At 61.1% G+C, this 18,678-nt stretch carries 18 protein-coding genes; 6 read left to right on the plus strand and 12 right to left on the minus strand.

The annotated features are described in order from the left end of the window. The first annotated feature begins 62 nt into the window (after nt 1–62). On the plus strand, nt 63–1,259 hold the full coding sequence (locus tag BI292_RS21095; RefSeq protein WP_101209041.1) for a multidrug effflux MFS transporter: 1,197 nt from the start codon (nt 63–65) through the stop codon (nt 1,257–1,259). Between the two features lie 8 nt (nt 1,260–1,267). Here the strand turns inward: BI292_RS21095 and BI292_RS28960 are convergent, their stop codons facing one another. The 3 genes from BI292_RS28960 to BI292_RS21105 form a co-directional block, all read right to left on the minus strand. Further along, nucleotides 1,268–1,438, minus strand: coding sequence for a hypothetical protein (locus BI292_RS28960; RefSeq protein WP_178076609.1), 171 nt, complete (start codon nt 1,436–1,438; stop codon nt 1,268–1,270). A 542-nt stretch (nt 1,439–1,980) separates the two neighbouring features. Continuing rightward, on the minus strand, nt 1,981–2,994 hold the full coding sequence (locus BI292_RS21100; RefSeq protein ID WP_092273766.1) for a zinc-binding alcohol dehydrogenase family protein: 1,014 nt from the start codon (nt 2,992–2,994) through the stop codon (nt 1,981–1,983). A 32-nt stretch (nt 2,995–3,026) separates the two neighbouring features. Further along, the gene (locus BI292_RS21105; protein ID WP_092273763.1) at nt 3,027–3,320 is read right to left on the minus strand and encodes a putative quinol monooxygenase; all 294 of its coding nucleotides are present in this window, start codon (nt 3,318–3,320) and stop codon (nt 3,027–3,029) included. A 119-nt stretch (nt 3,321–3,439) separates the two neighbouring features. Here BI292_RS21105 and BI292_RS21110 point away from each other — a divergent pair, with 119 nt between their 5' ends. From BI292_RS21110 to BI292_RS21120, 3 genes are all read left to right on the plus strand, one after another. After that, on the plus strand, nt 3,440–4,369 hold the full coding sequence (locus tag BI292_RS21110; RefSeq protein WP_092273760.1) for a LysR family transcriptional regulator: 930 nt from the start codon (nt 3,440–3,442) through the stop codon (nt 4,367–4,369). Nucleotides 4,370–4,672: 303 nt separating this feature from the next. Next, nucleotides 4,673–5,407 (plus strand): helix-turn-helix transcriptional regulator, encoded by a 735-nt coding sequence (locus BI292_RS21115; RefSeq protein ID WP_092273756.1) that lies wholly within the window; start codon nt 4,673–4,675, stop codon nt 5,405–5,407. A gap of 127 nt (nt 5,408–5,534) precedes the next feature. Continuing rightward, nucleotides 5,535–6,914 (plus strand): MFS transporter, encoded by a 1,380-nt coding sequence (locus BI292_RS21120; RefSeq protein ID WP_092273752.1) that lies wholly within the window; start codon nt 5,535–5,537, stop codon nt 6,912–6,914. Between the two features lie 112 nt (nt 6,915–7,026). Here the strand turns inward: BI292_RS21120 and BI292_RS21125 are convergent, their stop codons facing one another. The 3 genes from BI292_RS21125 to BI292_RS21135 all read right to left on the minus strand — a co-directional run bounded on the left by BI292_RS21125 (nt 7,027) and on the right by BI292_RS21135 (nt 10,254). Then, nucleotides 7,027–7,980 (minus strand): adenosine deaminase, encoded by a 954-nt coding sequence (locus tag BI292_RS21125; RefSeq protein WP_101209042.1) that lies wholly within the window; start codon nt 7,978–7,980, stop codon nt 7,027–7,029. A gap of 81 nt (nt 7,981–8,061) precedes the next feature. Further along, nucleotides 8,062–9,027 carry an isopenicillin N synthase family oxygenase gene (locus BI292_RS21130; protein WP_101209043.1) on the minus strand — a complete coding sequence of 322 codons (966 nt, stop codon included), beginning with the start codon at nt 9,025–9,027 and terminating at the stop codon, nt 8,062–8,064. A 144-nt stretch (nt 9,028–9,171) separates the two neighbouring features. Beyond that, the gene (locus BI292_RS21135) at nt 9,172–10,254 is read right to left on the minus strand and encodes a BMP family ABC transporter substrate-binding protein (RefSeq protein ID WP_092281542.1); all 1,083 of its coding nucleotides are present in this window, start codon (nt 10,252–10,254) and stop codon (nt 9,172–9,174) included. A gap of 309 nt (nt 10,255–10,563) precedes the next feature. Between BI292_RS21135 and BI292_RS21140 the strand changes: the two genes are divergently transcribed. Then, complete coding sequence (locus BI292_RS21140; protein ID WP_092273742.1) at nt 10,564–11,679, plus strand: calcium:proton antiporter; 1,116 nt, start codon at nt 10,564–10,566, stop codon at nt 11,677–11,679. Nucleotides 11,680–11,801: 122 nt separating this feature from the next. Here the strand turns inward: BI292_RS21140 and BI292_RS21145 are convergent, their stop codons facing one another. The 3 genes from BI292_RS21145 to BI292_RS21155 form a co-directional block, all read right to left on the minus strand. Further along, nucleotides 11,802–13,160, minus strand: a complete 1,359-nt coding sequence (locus BI292_RS21145; protein ID WP_101209044.1) for an 8-oxoguanine deaminase — start codon at nt 13,158–13,160, stop codon at nt 11,802–11,804. A gap of 258 nt (nt 13,161–13,418) precedes the next feature. Further along, entirely contained in the window at nt 13,419–14,105 is a 687-nt protein-coding gene (locus BI292_RS21150) for an SDR family oxidoreductase (RefSeq protein WP_101209045.1), read from the minus strand. 25 nt (nt 14,106–14,130) lie between these two features. After that, complete coding sequence (locus BI292_RS21155) at nt 14,131–14,481, minus strand: MerR family transcriptional regulator (protein WP_092281540.1); 351 nt, start codon at nt 14,479–14,481, stop codon at nt 14,131–14,133. Between the two features lie 83 nt (nt 14,482–14,564). On the opposite strand from BI292_RS21155, the gene BI292_RS21160 reads away from it, so the two are divergent. Then, nucleotides 14,565–15,005, plus strand: coding sequence for a hypothetical protein (locus BI292_RS21160; protein WP_101209046.1), 441 nt, complete (start codon nt 14,565–14,567; stop codon nt 15,003–15,005). A gap of 40 nt (nt 15,006–15,045) precedes the next feature. Here the strand turns inward: BI292_RS21160 and BI292_RS21165 are convergent, their stop codons facing one another. The 3 genes from BI292_RS21165 to BI292_RS21175 are packed head-to-tail and all read right to left on the minus strand — an operon-like array spanning nt 15,046 to nt 18,678. Then, nucleotides 15,046–15,972 carry an ABC transporter permease gene (locus BI292_RS21165; RefSeq protein WP_101209047.1) on the minus strand — a complete coding sequence of 309 codons (927 nt, stop codon included), beginning with the start codon at nt 15,970–15,972 and terminating at the stop codon, nt 15,046–15,048. A 16-nt stretch (nt 15,973–15,988) separates the two neighbouring features. Continuing rightward, nucleotides 15,989–17,077 carry an ABC transporter permease gene (locus BI292_RS21170; protein ID WP_101209048.1) on the minus strand — a complete coding sequence of 363 codons (1,089 nt, stop codon included), beginning with the start codon at nt 17,075–17,077 and terminating at the stop codon, nt 15,989–15,991. A gap of 11 nt (nt 17,078–17,088) precedes the next feature. After that, on the minus strand, nt 17,089–18,678 hold the full coding sequence (locus BI292_RS21175; RefSeq protein WP_101209049.1) for an ABC transporter ATP-binding protein: 1,590 nt from the start codon (nt 18,676–18,678) through the stop codon (nt 17,089–17,091).

Raw genomic sequence — 18,678 nt, forward strand, 5'->3', positions numbered from 1 at the left:
TTCAACACGTCCATGCACCGCTAGACTGTCGGGCTGCCGACTCAAGCCCAACTGGATGCCTGATGAACTTTCGTACCATTTTAATTCTGGGTTGCCTGACCGCTTTTGGTCCGCTGGCGATCGATTTCTACCTGCCGGCCTTCCCGGCGATGGCGCTGGCGTTCGGCACTGACGAAAAACACGTGCAAATGACCCTCGCCGCGTATTTCCTCGGCTTGTCGATCGGTCAGTTGCTCTACGGTCCGGTGGCGGATCGGTTCGGGCGGCGTATTCCGCTGCTCACCGGTGTCGGCCTGTTCACCGCGGCTTCGCTGGCCTGCGCATTTGCGCCGAACCTCGAATGGCTGATCGGCGCGCGGTTCGTCCAGGCGCTGGGCGGCTGCGCGGGGATGGTCATCTCGCGGGCGGTGGTCAGTGATAAATGCGATGCGGTGGGCTCGGCAAAAGTCTTTTCGCAACTGATGCTGGTGATGGGCCTGGCGCCGATCCTCGCGCCGATGCTCGGCGGATTGCTGGTCAACACCACCGGCTGGCAGTCGATCTTCCTTGTGCTCACCGGTTTCAGCGCCCTGGCTGCGGTGGCCGTGGCGCTCGGCTTGCCGGAAAGCCTGCCAGACTCGGTGCCGCGCCAACCCTTGTCCGGCGCCTTGCGCCAATACGGCCGCTTGATCGCTGACCCGATCTACCTCGGCCACGCGCTGACCGGCGGTCTCGCCGTCGCCGGGATGTTTGCCTACATCGCCGGCTCACCCTTCGTTTTCATCAAACTCTACGGCGTCCCGGCCGAGCATTTCGGCTGGCTGTTCGGCACCAACGCGGCGGGGTTCATTCTGGTGGCGCAGGTCAACGCGCGGATGCTGGCCAAGCGCGGCCCGGCGTTCCTGCTGGCGCGCACCGTGTGGATTTACCTGGCGGCGGGCCTGTCGTTGCTGGCGGTCAGCTCGCTGCACACGGAACAACTGTGGCCATTGCTGATTCCGTTGTTTGTTTGCATTGCCAGTCTCGGTTGCATCCTGCCGAACGCCTCGGCTTGCGCGATGAACGGGCAGGGCGCCCGGGCCGGCAGTGCCTCGGCGTTGCTCGGTTGCCTGCAATTCAGCGTCGCCGCCGGAGCGGCAACATTGGTCGGGTTGTTGCACGACGGCACGGCCATGCCGATGGCGATGGTCATCAGTCTGTGCGGGATTCTGGTGGTGAGCGCGGCGATGCTCACCCGTCGTTTGCAAAATGCCCGGGCGTTGGCCCAAGCCAAGGCTTGACCGCGAACTCAGCCAGCGGCGCGCTGCTGGCGATCGGGGAATTGATGCGGGGCTTGCAGGCGCGCTTCGAGGATGCGGGTGAAAGCCCGGGCCTCGGCTTCGCTGCGGAAAGTGACGGCATGTTGGTCGAGACGGACCTGCCACTGGGATGTTGCCACTTCTTTTATCAGGATCTTCATTGCTGACCTCCTTAAGTAAAAGACTGTGTCGCAGAGGCCTCGATTGTAGACCCGAATAAGTGCGCAATTGTGACAACGGGCAAGCATCTGACTGACGGTGTAGGACTTGTAGGAGTGTTTGCGCGGCTGTGTGCGGGACTGCTGCGGGACTGCTTTTTGTGGGAATGTTTTTGCGACTGCTTTTGCAACTGCTTTTGTGGGAGCAAAGCTTGCTCGCGATGGCGATTTTGAGGACGCCTTCGCGGGCAAGCCTCGCTCCTACAGGTTCGGCGTTTGGACGCCTTCGCGGGCAAATGCGGGACTGCTTTTGTGGGAGCAAAGCTTGCTCGCGATGGCGATCTTGAGGATGCCTTCGCGGGCAAGCCTCGCTCCTACAGGTTCGGCTTTTGAACGCCTTCGCGGGCAAATGCGGAACCGCTTTTGTGGGAGCAAAGCTTGCTCGCGATGGCGATCTTGAGGACGCCTTCGCGGGCAAGCCTTGCTCCTACAGGTTCGGCAGTTAAAAGCCTTCGCGGGCAAGCCTTGCTCCTGCAGGCGAGCGGTCAGAAGCCTTCGAGGACGATTTTGCCTTTGGCCTTGCCGCTTTCCAGCAGCTCATGCGCGCGCCGCAGATTAGCCGCGTTGATCACGCCGAAGTGCTCGCCCACCGTGGTTTTCAAAGTCCCGGCATCGATCAGCTCAGCCACCCGGTTGAGCAAATTGTGCTGCTCGAGCATGTCCGCAGTTTCAAACAGCGAGCGGGTGTACATGAATTCCCAGTGCAACGACAGGCTCTTGCGCTTGAGTTTGGTCACGTCCAGCGACTTCGGATCGTCGATCAACGCGAGTTTGCCCTGCGGCGCCAGAGCCTCGACCAGTTGGTCCAGATGCTCATCGGTCTGGGTCAGGCTGGCCACGTGGGTCACGTGCTGAATATCGGCGCGCTTGAGTTCTTCGCTCAGCGGCTGGCTGTGATCGATCACCAGATCGGCGCCCAACTCACGCACCCAGTTCTGGGTTTGTTCACGGGAAGCAGTGCCAATAACCTTTAACCCAGTGAGCTGGCTGGCCAATTGCGTGAGGATTGAACCGACCCCGCCCGCCGCGCCGACGATCAACAAACTCTGACCTTCATCGGTTTTGCCTTCGCGCACTTGCAGGCGCTCGAACAACAATTCCCACGCGGTAATCGCAGTCAGCGGCAACGCGGCGGCTTCGGCGAAACCGAGGGTTTTCGGCATGTGGCCGACAATGCGCTCGTCGACAACGTGCAATTCGCTGTTGCCGCCAGCGCGGGCGATGGAGCCGGCGTAGAACACTTTGTCGCCCGCCTTGAACAGCGTCACATCACTGCCGACCGCTTTGACCACACCGGCAACGTCCCAGCCGAGCACTTTGGCGGCGCCGTTTTCAGGTTGGACGTTCTGCCGGACTTTAGTGTCGACCGGGTTGACCGAAATCGCTTTGACTTCCACCAGCAGGTCGCGCGGGCCGGCGAGCGGTTCTGGCAGTTCGATGTCCTGCAACGACTTGGCGTCGCTGATCGGCAGCGAGGCGTAATAGGCAATGGCTTTCATGAAAAACTCCGCAAGGGTAATAAAGGAAGAAATCAGCTCAAGGTGCGCAGGCGCTTGAGCTCGAAGTGTTCGAGGAAGTCACCGGCCTTGGCGCGAAAGTTTTGCACGTGGGCGCTGGCGTCATGCGCCTGCAGGGCTTCGTCGCTGCTCCACTGCTCGATCATGTAGAAGGCCAGCGGGTTGGCGAGGTCCTGGTGCAAATCGTATTGACCGCAACCGGCCTCGACGCGGGTCGGTGCCAGCAGCGCTCGCAGGTGTTGTTCGAGGGCATCTTGCTGACCCGGTTTGGCGATGAGCGTGGCGATAGCGGTGAACGGCTGGGACATGGTCGACTCCTGACGCTGCGTGATGTGCGATGGGGCAGATAATTAGCTATTTCCCGGCAAGATAAAACCCGCTAAAAGAGCAGTCTCTTTCAATATTTTTTTGATAATCGGGGCTGAAGATGCTGCGTTTCGACGATTTGCAGTTGTTTGTCCGGGCCGCGGATTTGGGCAGTCTGTCGGCGGCGGCGCGGGTGATGGACATGTCGGCGGCCGTGGCCAGTGCGGCGCTCAAGCGCATCGAACAGCAACTCGGCGCACGTTTGCTGGCCCGTTCCACGCGCAGTTTGCGCCTGACCGCCGAAGGCGAGGGTTTTCTCGAATATGCCCGCGCGGCGCTGAGCAATTTGGATGAAGGCCGGCGGTTGCTCGCCAGCGGCCAGGACCAGGTCAGCGGCATTCTGCAATTGTCGGCGCCGTCGGACTTTGGGCGTAACTTGCTATTACCGTGGCTGGATGAATTTCAGCGCGAACACCCGAAACTGACCGTGCGTCTGCTGTTGGGCGATCGCATTGCCGACCTGTTCCGGCAACCGGTGGACATCGCCCTGCGTTACGGCGAGCCGGAAGACTCAAGCCTGGTGGCGCTGCCAATCGCCGCAGAAAATCGCCGCGTGCTCTGTGCGTCGCCCGCGTACCTCGCGCAGCACGGCGAACCGCGTCATCTGGAGCAACTGGCGCAGCACAATTGCCTGTTGTTCATGCTCGGCAGCCGGGTGCACGACCGCTGGAGTTTTCATGACGGTAAACGCGAGGTCGGCTTGACCGTCAGCGGCGACCGTTTCAGCGACGACGCCGATGTGGTGCGCCTGTGGGCGGTCGCGGGCGCCGGGATCGCTTACAAATCCTGGCTCGACGTGGCCGCCGATGTGCTCGCCGGTCGCCTCAAAGTGCTGTTGCCGGAATTGCTTTGCGAGCGCGCACCGCTGAATTTGCTGTGCGCCCATCGCGCACAATTGAGTAAGCCGGTGAACCTTCTACGCGAGATGCTTGCCAGCCGATGCGCGCAATTGAGTAGTCAATTTCCGCGATTCTCGGCGGTTGATCATTAGTCGCAGGCAAATAGCGAAATTTCCGTCAGGAACTATCACCTCTTGCCGGCTCCCAAGGGCAGGAACCGACGGCCAACGCGCTTATACTAGCGCCCGCCTGAAGCCTGTAACGCCGAACCGGCCTGCCCGCGTTCACCATCAGCCGTGCCTGCCATGGGGTCGCCCGAGGTTGCCCGATACAGCGTGCTGCCGGGCGGTTTGCCGGGCCCGGTTTATGGCAGTTATCGCGTCTTGGCCGACGAACCATTACTGGTCAATATGTCCGTGAGCAGTAGACGAAACGATTCCACAGGGAGTGAATACATGGAACATGCACCTTGCATCAGCCAGATCGCCACGTTGCTGGCTGACCCCAAGCGCAGCGCAATGATGTGGGCCTTGATGGATGGCTCGGCGCGGCAGACCGAGGAGCTGGCCCTGATGGCCGGGCTGTCGCCCTCTTCGGCCAGTGCACACTTGGCACGCCTGGCGGCCGGCGGTCTGTTGAAGGTCGAAGAGCGCGGGCGCAAACGCTTTTTCCGCCTCGCTGCGCCGGAAATCGGCGCTGCAGTAGAAGCCCTCGCCAGCGCCAGCATCGCCAGCCAGCCACGGCAAATTCCCGAAACTCTCAAACGCGCCAACCCCATGCTCAAACGCCCGATGGCACCGGCGTCGCTGTTGCAGGCGCGTTTATGTGATGACCATCTCGGCGGCACGCTGGCGGCGGATTTGTATCAGCGTTTGCTCGATGCCGGGTGGATCGAGCAGTTCGATCAGCGCGTCGTCGTCACCCACAAGGGCGCCACGCAACTGGCCAGCCGTGGGGTGTTCGTCCAGGCGCTGGCTCATCGCAACGCGCAAATCGCCTGCGCCTGCCCCGACTGGAGCGAACGCCGTCCGCACATGGGCGGTTCATTGGGCGCGGCGTTGTTGCAGCTGTTCCTGCAATCCGGCTGGCTGACCTTGCCCAACGATTCCCGCGCATTGCAAGTCACTGCCACCGGCCAACGCGAAGTTCACCGGTTCGCCCGGGAAACCGAGCTGGAAATGGCCTTCTAGAGCTTTTGTAATCGGCGTACGCAAGGACCAACGTCGCTCACGGTTGTGAGCAGGTCGCACCCGGCAATTACCCGCCGTCGCTATCGCGCACACTCGATCCGGGGACTTTCGGATGGGGGAACGCGACATGCAAATAGCACAATTCAGCGCGGCAGAACGTTTGGAACGCCTGCCGATCAGCGGTTATCACCGCATCATTTTCATCATCATTGCCTTGGCGTTTTTCTTCGATTCCATGGACCTGGCGATGATGACGTTCCTGCTCGGTTCAATCAAAACCGAGTTCGGCCTCAGCAGCGCCGAGGCCGGGCTGCTGGCGAGTTCGAGTTTCTTCGGCATGGTGTTGGGGGCGTCGCTGTCCGGCATGCTGGCTGATCGCTTCGGGCGTAAACCGGTGTTCCAGTGGAGCATCGTGCTATGGGGCATCGCCAGTTACTTGTGCTCCACGGCGCAGAATATTGAAACGTTGACGCTGTTCCGCATCCTGTTGGGGATCGGCATGGGCATGGAGTTTCCGATCGCGCAGTCGATGCTCTCGGAGCTGATTCCGGCGAAGGGGCGCGGGCGTTACATCGCGTTGATGGACGGCTTCTGGCCGCTGGGGTTCGTCGCGGCCGGCGTGCTGTCGTACTTTTTGCTGCCAGTTATCGGGTGGCGCGACATCTTTCTGGTACTGGCGGTGCCGGCGGTGTTTGTCCTGGCGATCCGCTTTTTCATTCCCGAATCGCCACGCTGGCTCGAACAGGCCGGCCGGCACGAGGCGGCGGACAAAGTGTTGCTGGGCATTGAAGAACGGGTGCGCAAATCCCTCGGTCGTGCGGAGCTGCCGGCGCCGATTCGTTTGCCGCGTGTGGCGAGTACGCCGGGCAACTTCTTTTCCGCGCTGCGGCAGATCTGGTCGCCGCTGTACCGCCAGCGCACGATGATGATCTGGAGCGTGTGGTTCTTCGCGTTGCTTGGCTTCTACGGGCTGACGTCGTGGCTGAGTGCGCTGTTGCAACAGTCGGGTTTTGCCGTGACGCAATCGGTGTATTACACGGTGCTGATATCGCTTGGCGGGATTCCCGGTTTTCTCATGGCGGCGTGGCTGGTGGAGCGCTGGGGGCGCAAACCGGTGTGCGTGGTGACGCTGCTGGGCGGCGGGGTGATGGCGTTTCTTTACGGGCAGAGTGCGGTGTTTGGCGGCAACGTCGGGCTGCTGATCAGCTCGGGATTGTTGATGCAGTTTTTCCTGTTCGGCATGTGGGCGGTGCTCTACACCTACACGCCTGAGCTGTACCCGACCTCGGCACGCGCGACGGGCTCGGGGTTTGCCTCGGCGATTGGCCGCGTCGGTTCGCTGCTCGGGCCGTTGGTCACCGGGTTGGTGTTCCCGATAACCGGGCAGGGCGGGGTGTTCGCGTTAGGCGCGATGTGTTTCGCGATCGCGGCAGCGGTGGTGTGGGTGTTCGGCATGGAAACGCGGGGCAAGACGCTGGAGGAGCTGACAGAAGCAACCGCGATCTAAAAAAATGTGGGAGCGAGCCTGCTCGCGAAAGCGGGGTGTCAGTTAAACAAATGTCGACTGATACGCCCTATTCGCGAGCAGGCTCGCTCCCACAGTGGTTTTGCGGTGAGGCTTACGGTTTCACCAACCGCGCATCCAGGCTGTTTTGCGCCAGGCGCTTGGCCTGATCCTGGGTCATGCCGAGGTCGGTATACAGCGCATGGAAGTTCTCGGTGACGTAACCGCCGAAGTACGCCGGGTCATCCGAGTTCACCGTGACTTTGACCCCGCGTTCCAGCATGTCGAGGATGTTGTGCTGGGACATGTGATCGAACACGCAAAGCTTGGTGTTCGACAACGGGCACACGGTCAAAGGGATCTGCTCGTCAATGATCCGCTGCATCAGGCGCTCGTCTTCGATGGCGCGCACGCCATGGTCGATGCGCTGGATTTTCAGCAGGTCGATGGCTTCCCAGATGTATTCCGGCGGGCCTTCTTCACCGGCGTGAGCGACAGTCAGGAAGCCTTCGTGACGCGCGCGATCAAACACTCGCTGGAACTTGCTCGGCGGGTGACCCATTTCCGAACTGTCCAGACCGACAGCGACAAACGCATCGCGGAACGGCAGCGCCTGATCGAGGGTTTTCTCGGCTTCTTCTTCGCTCAAGTGGCGCAGGAAACTCAGGATCAAACCGCTGGTGATGCCCAGTTGCTGCTCGCCATCCTTCAGCGCGGAAGCGATGCCGTTGAGCACCACTTCAAACGGCACGCCACGGTCGGTGTGGGTTTGCGGGTCGAAGAACGGTTCGGTGTGAATCACGTTCTGTGCCTTGCAACGCAGCAGGTACGCCCAGGTCAGGTCGTAGAAATCCTGCGAGGTGCGCAACACATCGGCGCCCTGGTAATACAGGTCGAGAAACTCCTGCAGATTGTTGAAGGCGTAAGCCTTGCGCAGGGTTTCCACGTCGTCCCACGGCAACGCAATCTTGTTGCGCTCGGCCAAGGCAAACAGCAACTCGGGTTCCAGCGAACCTTCGAGATGCAAGTGCAATTCTGCCTTGGGCAGGGCGTTCAACCAGTCATACATGTTCGAATTCTCATCAGGTGCAATGACGGCATTCTACAGATGCTCGCTGCAACAATTGGTAAAACCTGACCAACCGGTTGATCACACGGCTTGCTGTTCGCGTCGATAAGCGTAGGTATCGGCGAAGCGCGAAAGCAGGAATTCGGCGCAAGTCGTCGCAGGATATTTCGCCGGGTGCTGCGCGTCCTGGCAACCGGGCAGGCATTCGATGCGGGTGTCGGGGTGCGGTTCGGCGAAGAATGGCATCGAGTAACGGTCCACGCCCAACGGGCTGATTACCCGGTGCGGCGTCGACAGGTAACGGTCATTGCTCCAGCGCGCCATCATGTCGCCGAGGTTGACCACAAACGTACCGTCGATGGGCGGCGCGTCGATCCATTCACCATTGACGTTGCGCACCTGCAAACCGCCGGCGGCGTCTTGATACAGCAGCGTGATGCAACCGTAATCGGTGTGCGCGCCGGCACCTTGTTGTTCGGCGGAGCTGGCGGTGTGGCGCGGCGGGTAGTGAATCATCCGCAGCACGCTGACCGGCTCGACGAAACGGCTGTCGAAGAAATCGCGGTCGATGCCGAGCGCCAGCGTCATGGCCCGCAGCAGGGTCTGCGCGAGCGCCTGCATGTCGCCGTAATGTGCCTCCATCAGCGCTTCCCAGCCGGGTTGCGCGGGATGGCGATTGGGCCCGCGCAGGGGTTTTTCTGCGAGCACCTGCGGGTGATCGGCCGGCAGGTGCAGACCCATGTCGAAGGTTTCCTTGAGGTCGCTGGGTTTGCTCGGGTCGAGTTGCTCGGTGGCGATCGCGCCGTAACCGCGGTGGTGGAGGGTCTGGGTGATGTCGATCTGGAGTTTTTCCGCGGCGGGCAGGGCGAAGAAACGTCGAGCGTGGTCCAGCACCGCGTCGATGCGCGACGCGCTGATCGGGTGACCCTTGATGTAGAAAAAGCCCCACTCGCGGCAGGCGCGATCAATCTGCGCGGCGACCGCTTGCCAGGCGTTTTCGTCGGAGGAGTAGAGCGGGGCAATGTCGATGATCGGGAGTTGGTTCATGCGCAGTCCTTGGAAACGCTGAAAGTCCATTGTAGGAGCGAGCCTGCTCGCGATTGCGGTGAGTCAGGCACCAATGATGTCGACTGACTCTGCGCTATCGCGAGCAGGCTCACTCCTACAGGGGTTGCATTTGGGATGAAGAGATTACTTCGGTATATCGGCCTTCATGCCTTCCACGTAGTAATTCATCGACGCCAGTTCGGCGTTGCTCGCTGTTGCCCCTTCGGCGATTTTCACGTTGCCGGCCTGATCCTTGATCGGCCCGGTAAACGGGTGCAGCGCGCCGCTCTTGATGTCGGCAATGATCTGCTCGGCCTCGGCTTTCACCGGCGCCGGCACCAGATCGCTGATCGGCAATTCAACCGTGCCTTCTTTCAAACCGCCCCAGTAATCCTGGGATTTCCACGTCTGGTCGATCACGCTCTGGGTCGCCTGAATATAGTGCGGCGCCCAGTCGTTGACGATCGAGGTCAGCACCGCTTTCGGCCCGAAGTGCGCCATGTCCGAAGCGTAGCCCACGGCATACACGCCGCGACGTTCGGCAGCCTGAATTGGCGCCGGGCTGTCGGTGTGCTGGAACACCACGTCGACGCCCTGGTCGATCAACGCGTTGGCTGCGTCAGCCTCTTTGCCCGGATCGAACCAGGAATTGACCCACACCACTTTGATCTCGGTGCCCGGGTTGTATTTGTTCAGGGCCAACTGAATGGCGTTGATGTCGCGGATCACTTCCGGGATCGGGAACGAGGCGACGTAACCGATTTTTTTGCTTTTGGTCATCTTCGCCGCAAGAAATCCGCCGACGTAACGCCCCTCGTAGGTGCGCGCCAGGTAGGTGCCGAGGTTCTTGTCCTGCTTGTAGCCGGTGGCGTGCTCGAAGGTCACTTTGGGAAATTGTTTGGCGACTTTCAGCGTCGGGTTCATGTAGCCGAAGGACGTGGTGAAGATCAGGTCGTATTTGTCCTTGGCCATGTTGCGGATCACCCGCTCGGCGTCGGCCCCTTCGGCGACGTTCTCGACATAGTTGGTGGTGATCTGCGAACCGAATTTCTCCGCCAGTGCCTTGCGCCCCTGTTCATGCTGATACGTCCAGCCGTGGTCACCGATCGGGCCGATGTAGACGAAACCGACTTTCAGCGGGTCGGCGGCACTGGCGCTCAGGCTGGCGCTCAGACCGATGGCCGCCGCAACGGCGCACAGCAACTGCTTCAACGGACGTTTATGCATGAACTCGAACTCCATTTTGTTTTGTGGTTGGAGGAGCCAATGCAAATTGCTGACCAACAGGACAACAATCAATACGAAACCGTGTGAAGGCCTTCGCGGGCAAGCCTCGCTCCTACAGGGACTGCGGCGCTCTTGTAGGAGCGAGGCTTGCCCGCGAAGAGGCCCTGAGGGCAACCGCAGAACTATCCCGGTGCACGTTTGCCAATCCACGCCATGCGCTGGTGCGCTAATGTGTAACGAAACGTTAGCGCCGCCCCGTAGTCAGTAGCTCATCACTCTGGTTTGCTTCACTCGGTAAAAAGGCTCGCAATGCTCACACTCCTCAAGCAAGAAAAGTTTCTCCTGCTGGCCGTTATCGCCGCCGTCGTTGCCTATCCGCTGGAACACTGGATATTGAACAACGGCCAACCGGTGGCGCTGGCCGCCGGGTTGATCCTGATCGGCTTTATCGTCGCCGCGTCGATGCGCGTCGCCCATCACGCCGAATTGCTCGCCGAAAAGGTCGGCGATCCCTACGGCACGATGATCCTGACCCTGGCCGCGGTGCTGGTGGAAGTGGTGATCCTCGCGATCATGATGAGCAACGAGGCGTCGCCGACCCTGGTGCGCGACACGATCTACTCGGCGGTGATGCTCGACATCAACGGCATCCTCGGTCTCGCCGCGTTGATGGGCGGGATCAAGCATGGCGAACAGTCCTACAACGACGACTCGGCGCGCAGCTATAGCGTAATGATCCTCACGGCCATGGGTGTTTCGATGGTGGTCCCGGAATTCATTCCCGAGGCCAATTGGAAAATTTATTCGGGTTTCACCATTGGCGCGATGGTGGTGCTTTATGCGCTGTTCCTGCGCATGCAGGTCGGGCCGCACAGTTACTTCTTCAGCTACAGCTACCCGGAGAAACGCCGCAAGAAAGTCACTGAGCAGGCTTCCGCAGAGCAGGCTTCGGCAGACGAAGCGGAGCCGGTCAACGTGACCCTGAGCATTGCGATGCTGGTGTTTGGCGTGGTGGTGATTGGCGCGTTGGCTGAAGTGATGTCGAAAACTCTGGATCTGGGGCTCGAAGGCACGGGCGCGCCGCCGGTGATCACGGCGATTCTGGTAGCGGCGATTTCCGCTGCGCCGGAGATTTTGACTGCATTGCGCGCCGCGCTGGCCAACCGCATGCAATCGGTGGTCAACATCGCCATGGGCGCGTCGCTGTCGACGGTGATTCTGACCGTTCCGGTGATGGAAGCGATGGCGCTGTACACCGGCCAGCCGTTTCAAATGGCGATGACACCGGTGCAAACGGTGATGATTTTCCTGACGCTGATCGTCAGCGCGATCAACCTCAATGACGGCGAAACCAATGCCATCGAAGGCATGACGCATTTTGTGTTGTTTGCGACGTTCATCATGTTGTCGCTGCTCGGTCTCTAACCTCACCACAAAACAATGTGGGAGCGAGCTTGCTCGCGATAGCGGAGTGTCAGGCACCAATAATGCCGACTGACACTCCGTCATCGCGAGCAAGCTCGCTCCCACAGTTGATCGGCGTTGTATCAGGTACCAGCAATCAACTGCCGCGCAGCCTGGCTGTGATCGGCAATCAAGCCTTTCAGATCCAGCCCTTCGACCTGGCCGTCAATCACTCGCCATTTGCCGCCGACCATCACTCGGTCCGCACGATCGGCGCCGCACAGCAGCAACGCCGACACCGGATCATGGCTGCCGGAGAAACGCAGCTCATCGAGCTTGAACATCGCCAGATCGGCCTGTTTGCCCACCGCCAACTCACCAATGTCGCTACGCCCGAGCAGGCTCGCCGAACCCTTGGTTGCCCAACCCAGAACCAGTTCCGGGGTGATTTTCTCGGCGCCGTAACGCAAACGCTGGATGTACAGCGCCTGCCGGGTTTCGAGCATCATGTTCGAGGCATCGTTGGACGCCGAACCGTCCACGCCCAGGCCCAGCAACGCACCCGCCGCCGTCAGGTCCAGCGTCGGGCAGATCCCGGACGCGAGGCGCATGTTCGAACTCGGGCAATGGCAAATACCAGTGCCGGCGGCGCCGAGACGGGCGATTTCATCCGGGTTGAAATGGATGCCGTGCGCCAGCCAGGTGCGCGGGCCGAGCCAGCCGACGCTGTCCAGATAATCCACGGTGCGCAGGCCGAAGCGTTGCAGGCAGAAGTCCTCTTCGTCGAGGGTTTCGGCGAGGTGAGTGTGCAGGCGCACGTCGAGTTTATTCGCCAGTTCGGCACTCGCGGACATGATTTCCGGGGTGACCGAAAACGGTGAGCAGGGCGCCAGGGCAATCTGGATTTGCGCGCCGTCGCCGCGTTCGTGGTACTCGGCGATCAAGCGTTGGCTGTCAGCGAGAATCACCTCGCCTTCCTGCACAGTTTGTTGCGGCGGCAGACCACCGTCCTTTTCGCCGAGGCTCATCGAACCGCGCGTGAGCATGGCGCGCATGCCCAGTTCGCGAACGCTTTCGACTTGCACGTCGATCGCGTTTTCCAGTCCTTCAGGAAACAGATAGTGGTGATCGGCAGCGGTAGTGCAGCCCGACAGCAGCAATTCGGCCAGCGCGACTTTGGTCGCGAGGGCGAGTTTTTCCGGAGTCAGGCGGGCCCACACCGGATAGAGGGTTTTCAGCCACGGGAACAGCGGCTGATTGACCACCGGCGCCCAGGCGCGAGTCAGGGTTTGATAGAAGTGGTGATGCGTATTGATCAGGCCCGGCAGGAACACATGCTCGCGGGCATCGAAAACTTCTCCACAGGGCGCGGAGGGCTGCTGGCCAGCGGCGAGCAGTTCAACGATCACCCCATCTTGCACAACCAGGCCGCCACGGGCATCGAGGCCATTGGCAGTGAAGATCGCAAGGGGATTTTTTAACCAGGTACGGGTCGCAGGCATGTTGGCCGGCTCCTCTGAAAGTGGGTTCAGGTTAGCCAGCTCAGTGATTACCCTGTCTGCTGATCCAGGGTCGCCGCGAGGACGAGGTGCGGAGTTTCCTGCAAAAAAGCTTCGCGGGCAAGCCTCGCTCCCACAGGTCCGACGCATAACCCTGTAGGAGCGAGGCTTGCCCGCGAAGGCGGCGTGTCATACACCAATGATGTCGACTGACACTCAGCCTTCGCGGGCAAGCCTCGCTCCTACAAAGGCAAATAGGGTTTACCAGGGAATGGTTTCACCCTTGTAGTTGACGAAGTGATGCCCGCCCTTGCCGGTGTACGCATTCACTTGATCGATCAGACCGCGAGTGCTGGTCTCGACATCGAGGTCCGCGCCTTCGCCGCCCATGTCAGTCTTGACCCAACCCGGATGCAGCGACAACACGGTGAGTTTTTGCTCGCCCAATTGCGTCACAAAACTGTTGGTCATCGAGTTCAGCGCGGCTTTGCTGGCCTTGTACAACGCCAGTTCCGGCGCGTCCGGCATGGTCACGCTGCCGAGCACCGAACTCATGAACGCCAGCACGCCGCTGCCGTCACGAATCTGCCCGACAAAGCGCTGCGCGAGGTTGATCGGCGCCACCGCGTTGGTGAAAAACAGTTGCCCGACTTCGGCCAGTGTCGCGCCGCCCGGCGTCTGCACGTCCGGGCCCTTGACCCCGGCGTTGACGAACAGCAGGTCAAACATTTCACCCTTGAGCTGCTGGCTCAGCGCGATCACCGCTTGCTGATCATCCATGTCGAGCTTTTCAATCCGCACCTTGCCCAGCGCTTGCAGCGCCTCGGCTTTCTGCGGGTTGCGCACGGTGGCGGTGACTTGCCAACCGTCGGCCAGCAGGGTTTTCACCAGCCCGAGGCCCAAGCCCCGAGAGGCGCCGATGATGAGTGCGGTTTTTGCCGTGGACATGTCGGGATTCCTTGATGAGTGAGGATCATGGATTCAAAGGACAACGCTGGCCCAGCCGTTGTTGCAACTCGCTGCGCAATGCACCGAGTTGGTCCATCCGGGTTTCGATCAACTTGAGCTTGTCTTGCAGCAATTGCGTGACGGCGGTGTCCGGGTCGGGCGATTGCCACAACGCGGCGACGCTGTTGCCGATCTCGCCGAGGGTAAACCCCAGCCGCTGCGCAGTCTTGATGTACAGCACCAGTTGCACCATGTCCGCCGGGTAATCGCGGTAACCATTGGCGCTGCGTTGCGCCGCGATCAACCCGCGCTGCTCGTAGAAACGCAGGGTGTCGCGGCTGACGGCGCTGGCCTGGGCTAATTCACCGATGCGCATCATGACGTCTCGAAAGGGGCTTGACCCTGGAGCATACCCCAGGCTTTAGCCTTGTTGCTCCCCCGATTTCTGGAGCAATGCCGATGTGGACTTCAACGCAATATCGCCGTGTGGTGCGAGGCAGCGCCTGGTATGACTTGCTGGTGATGGCGGCGTTTGTCACGCCGTGGACTTTCGCTTTGCTGCATGGCGCGCTGACGGCTGTGAGCCTGGCGCTGAATCTGCCGGGCGAACTGCCGGCGTTTGCGCCGATGCATGGGTTGATGGCGAATCTGTTGGGGTCGATTGTTTGTGTGTGGGCGGTGTTGCGGATTCGGGATCCGCAGGCGGTTTTTGGCCGGTATGACGCGGTTGCTAGGTTTCTGTTTTCGGCTTGGCAGCTGTATGCCTTAGCGCATGGCGCCAGTTCGTTATTGGCGATTTTCTTGTTTTTTGAATTGGCGTGGGGCATTGCTCAGGTGTTGCCAGTGCGGACGCCTTCGCGGGCAAGCCTCGCTCCTACAGGAACGGTGCAAAACCTGTAGGAGCGAGGCTTGCCCGCGAAGGGGCCAGACCTGCTAACCGCTAATGCCCACCCTGCCAAGGCTGACCCAACGACACCGGCGCATACAGCCGGGTACGCAACGCATCCCGAGACAGCAGCACCAACACCACAATCGTCGCAACGTACGGCAACATCGCCAGCAGACTCGATGGAATCGCCAGCCCCAATCCCTGCGCCACCAGGTGCAGGATGCTGGCGAGGCCAAACAGGTACGCGCCGAGCAGCAACCGCCACACCCGCCAACTGGCAAAAACCACCAGCGCCAAAGCAATCCAGCCACGCCCGGCGCTCATGTTTTCCGCCCACATCGGCGTATACGCCAGCGACAGATAAGCCCCGGCCAACCCGGCCATCGCCCCGCCAAACAGCACCGCCAACGTACGCACGCCGAGCACCGGCAACCCCATCGCGCTGGCCGCATCGGGGTTTTCCCCGACCGCTTGAATGATCAACCCGACCCGACTTTTCAGAATCACCCACGCCACCAGCGCAAACAGCGCGAACGACAGATACACCAGCAAATCCTGGGCAAACAGCATGCGCCCGAGCAGCGGAATCTCACTCAAAAATGGAATCGCCACCGGCTCAAAACCGGCCAGCGGTTTACCCACCCACGCCGCGCCGACAAACGTCGACAGGCCGACGCCGAAGATCGTCAGTGCCAGCCCGGTCGCCACTTGATTGGCGTTGAACACCAGCGCCACCAAGGCAAACAGCGACGACAGCAGCATCCCGGCGAGCATCGCCAGCAACACGCCAAGCCACAGGTTGCCGCTGTTGAGCGCGACGATAAAACCAATCACCGCGCCAAACAGCATCATGCCTTCCTGGCCCAGATTGAGTACGCCGCTTTTCTCGCAGATCAGTTCGCCCAGGGCCACCAACAGCAACGGCGTGCCGCAGCGGACCATGGCGTAAAAAATATTGCTCAGCAGATCGATATCCATCACAGCGCTCCTGCGGTCAGGGGGGGGCGGGTGCGCGGCGCGCCCAGCGCAGGTTCAGGCGCGGCCGATAAAGAATCAGCACGTCACTGGCCAGCAGGAAAAACAGCATCATTCCCTGAAACAATTGAGTGATGGCTTGCGGCAGGTTCATGCTCATTTGCGCGCTCTCGCCACCGATGTACAGCAGCGCCATCAACAGGCTCGAAAACAGAATGCCGATCGGGTTGAGCCGGCCGAGAAACGCCACGGTAATCGCCGCATAGCCGTACCCCGGCGAAACCTGCGGGACCAATTGACCGATCGGCCCAGTGACTTCGCAGACCCCGGCGAGCCCGGCCAACCCGCCGCTGATCAACAGCGCCAGCCAGATCAGACGCTTCTCGCGAAAACCGACGAACCCGGCTGCACGCTTGTCCAGCCCGAGCACTTTGATCTGGAAACCGACAAAGCTTTTCTGCAACAACACCCACACCGCAACCAGCGCCAACAGCGCGAAATACACCCCGGCATGCACTCGGCCATCCTCCATCAACAGCGGCAAGCGACTGGCGTCACCAAACATCGCCGACTCCGGGAAGTTGAACCCGGCCGGGTCTTTCAACGGCCCGTGAACGCAGAACAGCAACAAGTTAAGCGCGATGTAATTGAGCATGATGCTGGTGAGGATTTCATTCGCGTTGAAGCGCGTGCGCAGCCATGCAGTCAGCCCGGCCCACGCCGCACCGGCCAGGGTGCCGACCAGCAGGATCATCACCAGCGCCCAGCGACTTTGCAGGTCGATGATATTTACCGCCAACGCGCTACCGGCGAGGGCACCCAGCAGCAACTGGCCTTCGGCGCCGATGTTCCAGATTCGTGCCTGATACGCCACCGCCAGGCCCAACGCGCACAGCAGAATCGGCAGCGCTTTGACCAGCAACTCGGAAACGCCGTAGAGGTCGCTGACCGGGGCGATCAACAACGTGTGCAAGGTCAGCAGGGGATCGTGGCCCAGCGCGATAAACAGCAATGAGCCGCAGCCCAACGTCAGCGCCGCCGCCAACAGCGGCGAGCACCACAACATCAGGCGCGATTGCTGGCCTCGGGGTTCGAGTGAAAGCAGCATGTGAAACTCCGTTAAACGCTTGCGGTTGCGGGTGAATGTGCAGGGGAATGGGTCTGGGAATCTGCGGCAGCAAACTGCCCGGCCATCCAGCCGCCGACGTCGCTCAGGCGGGTGTCGACGGTGGCCAGCAGCGGCGACAAGCGGCCGCTGCACAACGCGCCGAGGCGGTCGCAGATCTGGAACAGTTCGTCGAGGTCTTCGGAGATCACCAGGATCGCCGCGCCGGCGTCGCGCAAGGCAATCAAGGCGCGGTGAATAGTCGCCGCCGCGCCAACATCCACGCCCCAGGTCGGGTGCGCGGCGACCAGCAATTTCGGCTGCTGGAGGATTTCCCGGCCGAGGATGAATTTCTGCAAGTTGCCACCGGAGAGGCTGCGGGCGGCGGTTTGCGTATCCGGCGTCTTCACCGCGAAACGGCGGATGATTTCCTCGGCCAACGCCTCGACTTTGCCGCGCTGGATCAGGCCGTTACTCACCAGACCTTGCTGGAATGCAGTGAGCAGCGCGTTATCGGCCAGGCTCAATTCTGGCACTGCGCCGTGGCCCAGACGTTCGGCGGGGACGAAGGCCAAACCCATTTTGCGCCGCGCATCGGGGCGCAAATTCGCGACGGGCTGCCCGTGGAATTGGATCGTCGCGGCGGCGTCGCGCACAAGAAGCTGTTCACCGCTGAGCAACCCCAGCAACTCGTCCTGACCGTTGCCCGCGACACCGGCGATTCCAACGATTTCGCCGCCGCGCACTTCAAGGTTGATGTCCTTGAGCGAGCAACCGAACGGGTCCGGGTTGTGCCACGACAAGCCGCTCACATTCAGAAATGCTTCGCCGCCAACGACCTTCGGATAATCAGTAATCAACTCGGCCGCTTCGCCGACCATCAGCCGCGCCAGTTGCTGGTCCGAGCAATCGGCCGGCACGCAATGCCCGGCCACTCGACCACCGCGCAACACCGTGGCGCTATGGCACAACGCGCGAACTTCACCGAGTTTGTGGCTGATAAACAGAATGCTGCAGCCCTCGGCGGCGAGCCGGCGCAGGGTCACGAACAATTCGTCGGCCTCTTGCGGCGTCAGCACCGAGGTCGGCTCGTCGAGGATCAACAGACGAATGTCCTGCATCAGGCAGCGAATGATTTCCACCCGCTGGCGTTCGCCGATCGACAGGCTATGCACCAGTCGCTCCGGTTCCAGCGCCATGCCGTAGCGTTGCGAGACTTCACGAATCTTTGGTTCGAGTTGTTTCGGCGTACCCGCCGCCGCGCCCATGGCCAGGGCAATGTTCTGCGCGACGCTGAGGGTTTCGAACAGCGAAAAGTGCTGAAACACCATGCCGATCCCCAAGCCGCGCGCCTGAGCCGGATTGCGCATGGTGATGCGTTGACCTTGCCAGAGCACTTCCCCGGAATCGGCGTGGGTCACGCCGTAGATGATCTTCATCAACGTACTTTTGCCCGCGCCGTTTTCGCCAAGCAACGCGTGGATTTCACCGGGGGCGATGCTCAGGTCGATGGCATCGTTGGCCAGGCAACCGGGGTAGCGTTTGCTGATGTTGCGCAGCTGCAGGCGCGGCGTCTGGGGCGGGATCGGCACGGGGTTGGGCAT

This window comes from Pseudomonas sp. 43NM1 (genome assembly GCF_002836905.1).
Lineage (GTDB): Bacteria > Pseudomonadota > Gammaproteobacteria > Pseudomonadales > Pseudomonadaceae > Aquipseudomonas > Aquipseudomonas prosekii.

What these genes read in the sequence shown, in the direction of transcription:
- BI292_RS21150 (WP_101209045.1), bottom strand. Translation starts at nt 14,105, where the DNA reads ATGTCCACGGCAAAAACCGCACTCATCATCGGCGCCTCTCGGGGCTTG.
- BI292_RS21155 (WP_092281540.1), bottom strand. Translation starts at nt 14,481, where the DNA reads ATGCGCATCGGTGAATTAGCCCAGGCCAGCGCCGTCAGCCGCGACACC.
- BI292_RS21125 (WP_101209042.1), bottom strand. Translation starts at nt 7,980, where the DNA reads ATGTATGACTGGTTGAACGCCCTGCCCAAGGCAGAATTGCACTTGCAT.
- BI292_RS21110 (WP_092273760.1), top strand. Translation starts at nt 3,440, where the DNA reads ATGCTGCGTTTCGACGATTTGCAGTTGTTTGTCCGGGCCGCGGATTTG.
- BI292_RS21115 (WP_092273756.1), top strand. Translation starts at nt 4,673, where the DNA reads ATGGAACATGCACCTTGCATCAGCCAGATCGCCACGTTGCTGGCTGAC.
- BI292_RS21140 (WP_092273742.1), top strand. Translation starts at nt 10,564, where the DNA reads ATGCTCACACTCCTCAAGCAAGAAAAGTTTCTCCTGCTGGCCGTTATC.
- BI292_RS21095 (WP_101209041.1), top strand. Translation starts at nt 63, where the DNA reads ATGAACTTTCGTACCATTTTAATTCTGGGTTGCCTGACCGCTTTTGGT.
- BI292_RS21105 (WP_092273763.1), bottom strand. Translation starts at nt 3,320, where the DNA reads ATGTCCCAGCCGTTCACCGCTATCGCCACGCTCATCGCCAAACCGGGT.
- BI292_RS21160 (WP_101209046.1), top strand. Translation starts at nt 14,565, where the DNA reads ATGTGGACTTCAACGCAATATCGCCGTGTGGTGCGAGGCAGCGCCTGG.
- BI292_RS21165 (WP_101209047.1), bottom strand. Translation starts at nt 15,972, where the DNA reads ATGGATATCGATCTGCTGAGCAATATTTTTTACGCCATGGTCCGCTGC.
- BI292_RS28960 (WP_178076609.1), bottom strand. Translation starts at nt 1,438, where the DNA reads ATGAAGATCCTGATAAAAGAAGTGGCAACATCCCAGTGGCAGGTCCGT.
- BI292_RS21170 (WP_101209048.1), bottom strand. Translation starts at nt 17,077, where the DNA reads ATGCTGCTTTCACTCGAACCCCGAGGCCAGCAATCGCGCCTGATGTTG.
- BI292_RS21135 (WP_092281542.1), bottom strand. Translation starts at nt 10,254, where the DNA reads ATGCATAAACGTCCGTTGAAGCAGTTGCTGTGCGCCGTTGCGGCGGCC.
- BI292_RS21145 (WP_101209044.1), bottom strand. Translation starts at nt 13,160, where the DNA reads ATGCCTGCGACCCGTACCTGGTTAAAAAATCCCCTTGCGATCTTCACT.
- BI292_RS21175 (WP_101209049.1), bottom strand. Translation starts at nt 18,678, where the DNA reads ATGCCCAACCCCGTGCCGATCCCGCCCCAGACGCCGCGCCTGCAGCTG.
- BI292_RS21130 (WP_101209043.1), bottom strand. Translation starts at nt 9,027, where the DNA reads ATGAACCAACTCCCGATCATCGACATTGCCCCGCTCTACTCCTCCGAC.
- BI292_RS21120 (WP_092273752.1), top strand. Translation starts at nt 5,535, where the DNA reads ATGCAAATAGCACAATTCAGCGCGGCAGAACGTTTGGAACGCCTGCCG.
- BI292_RS21100 (WP_092273766.1), bottom strand. Translation starts at nt 2,994, where the DNA reads ATGAAAGCCATTGCCTATTACGCCTCGCTGCCGATCAGCGACGCCAAG.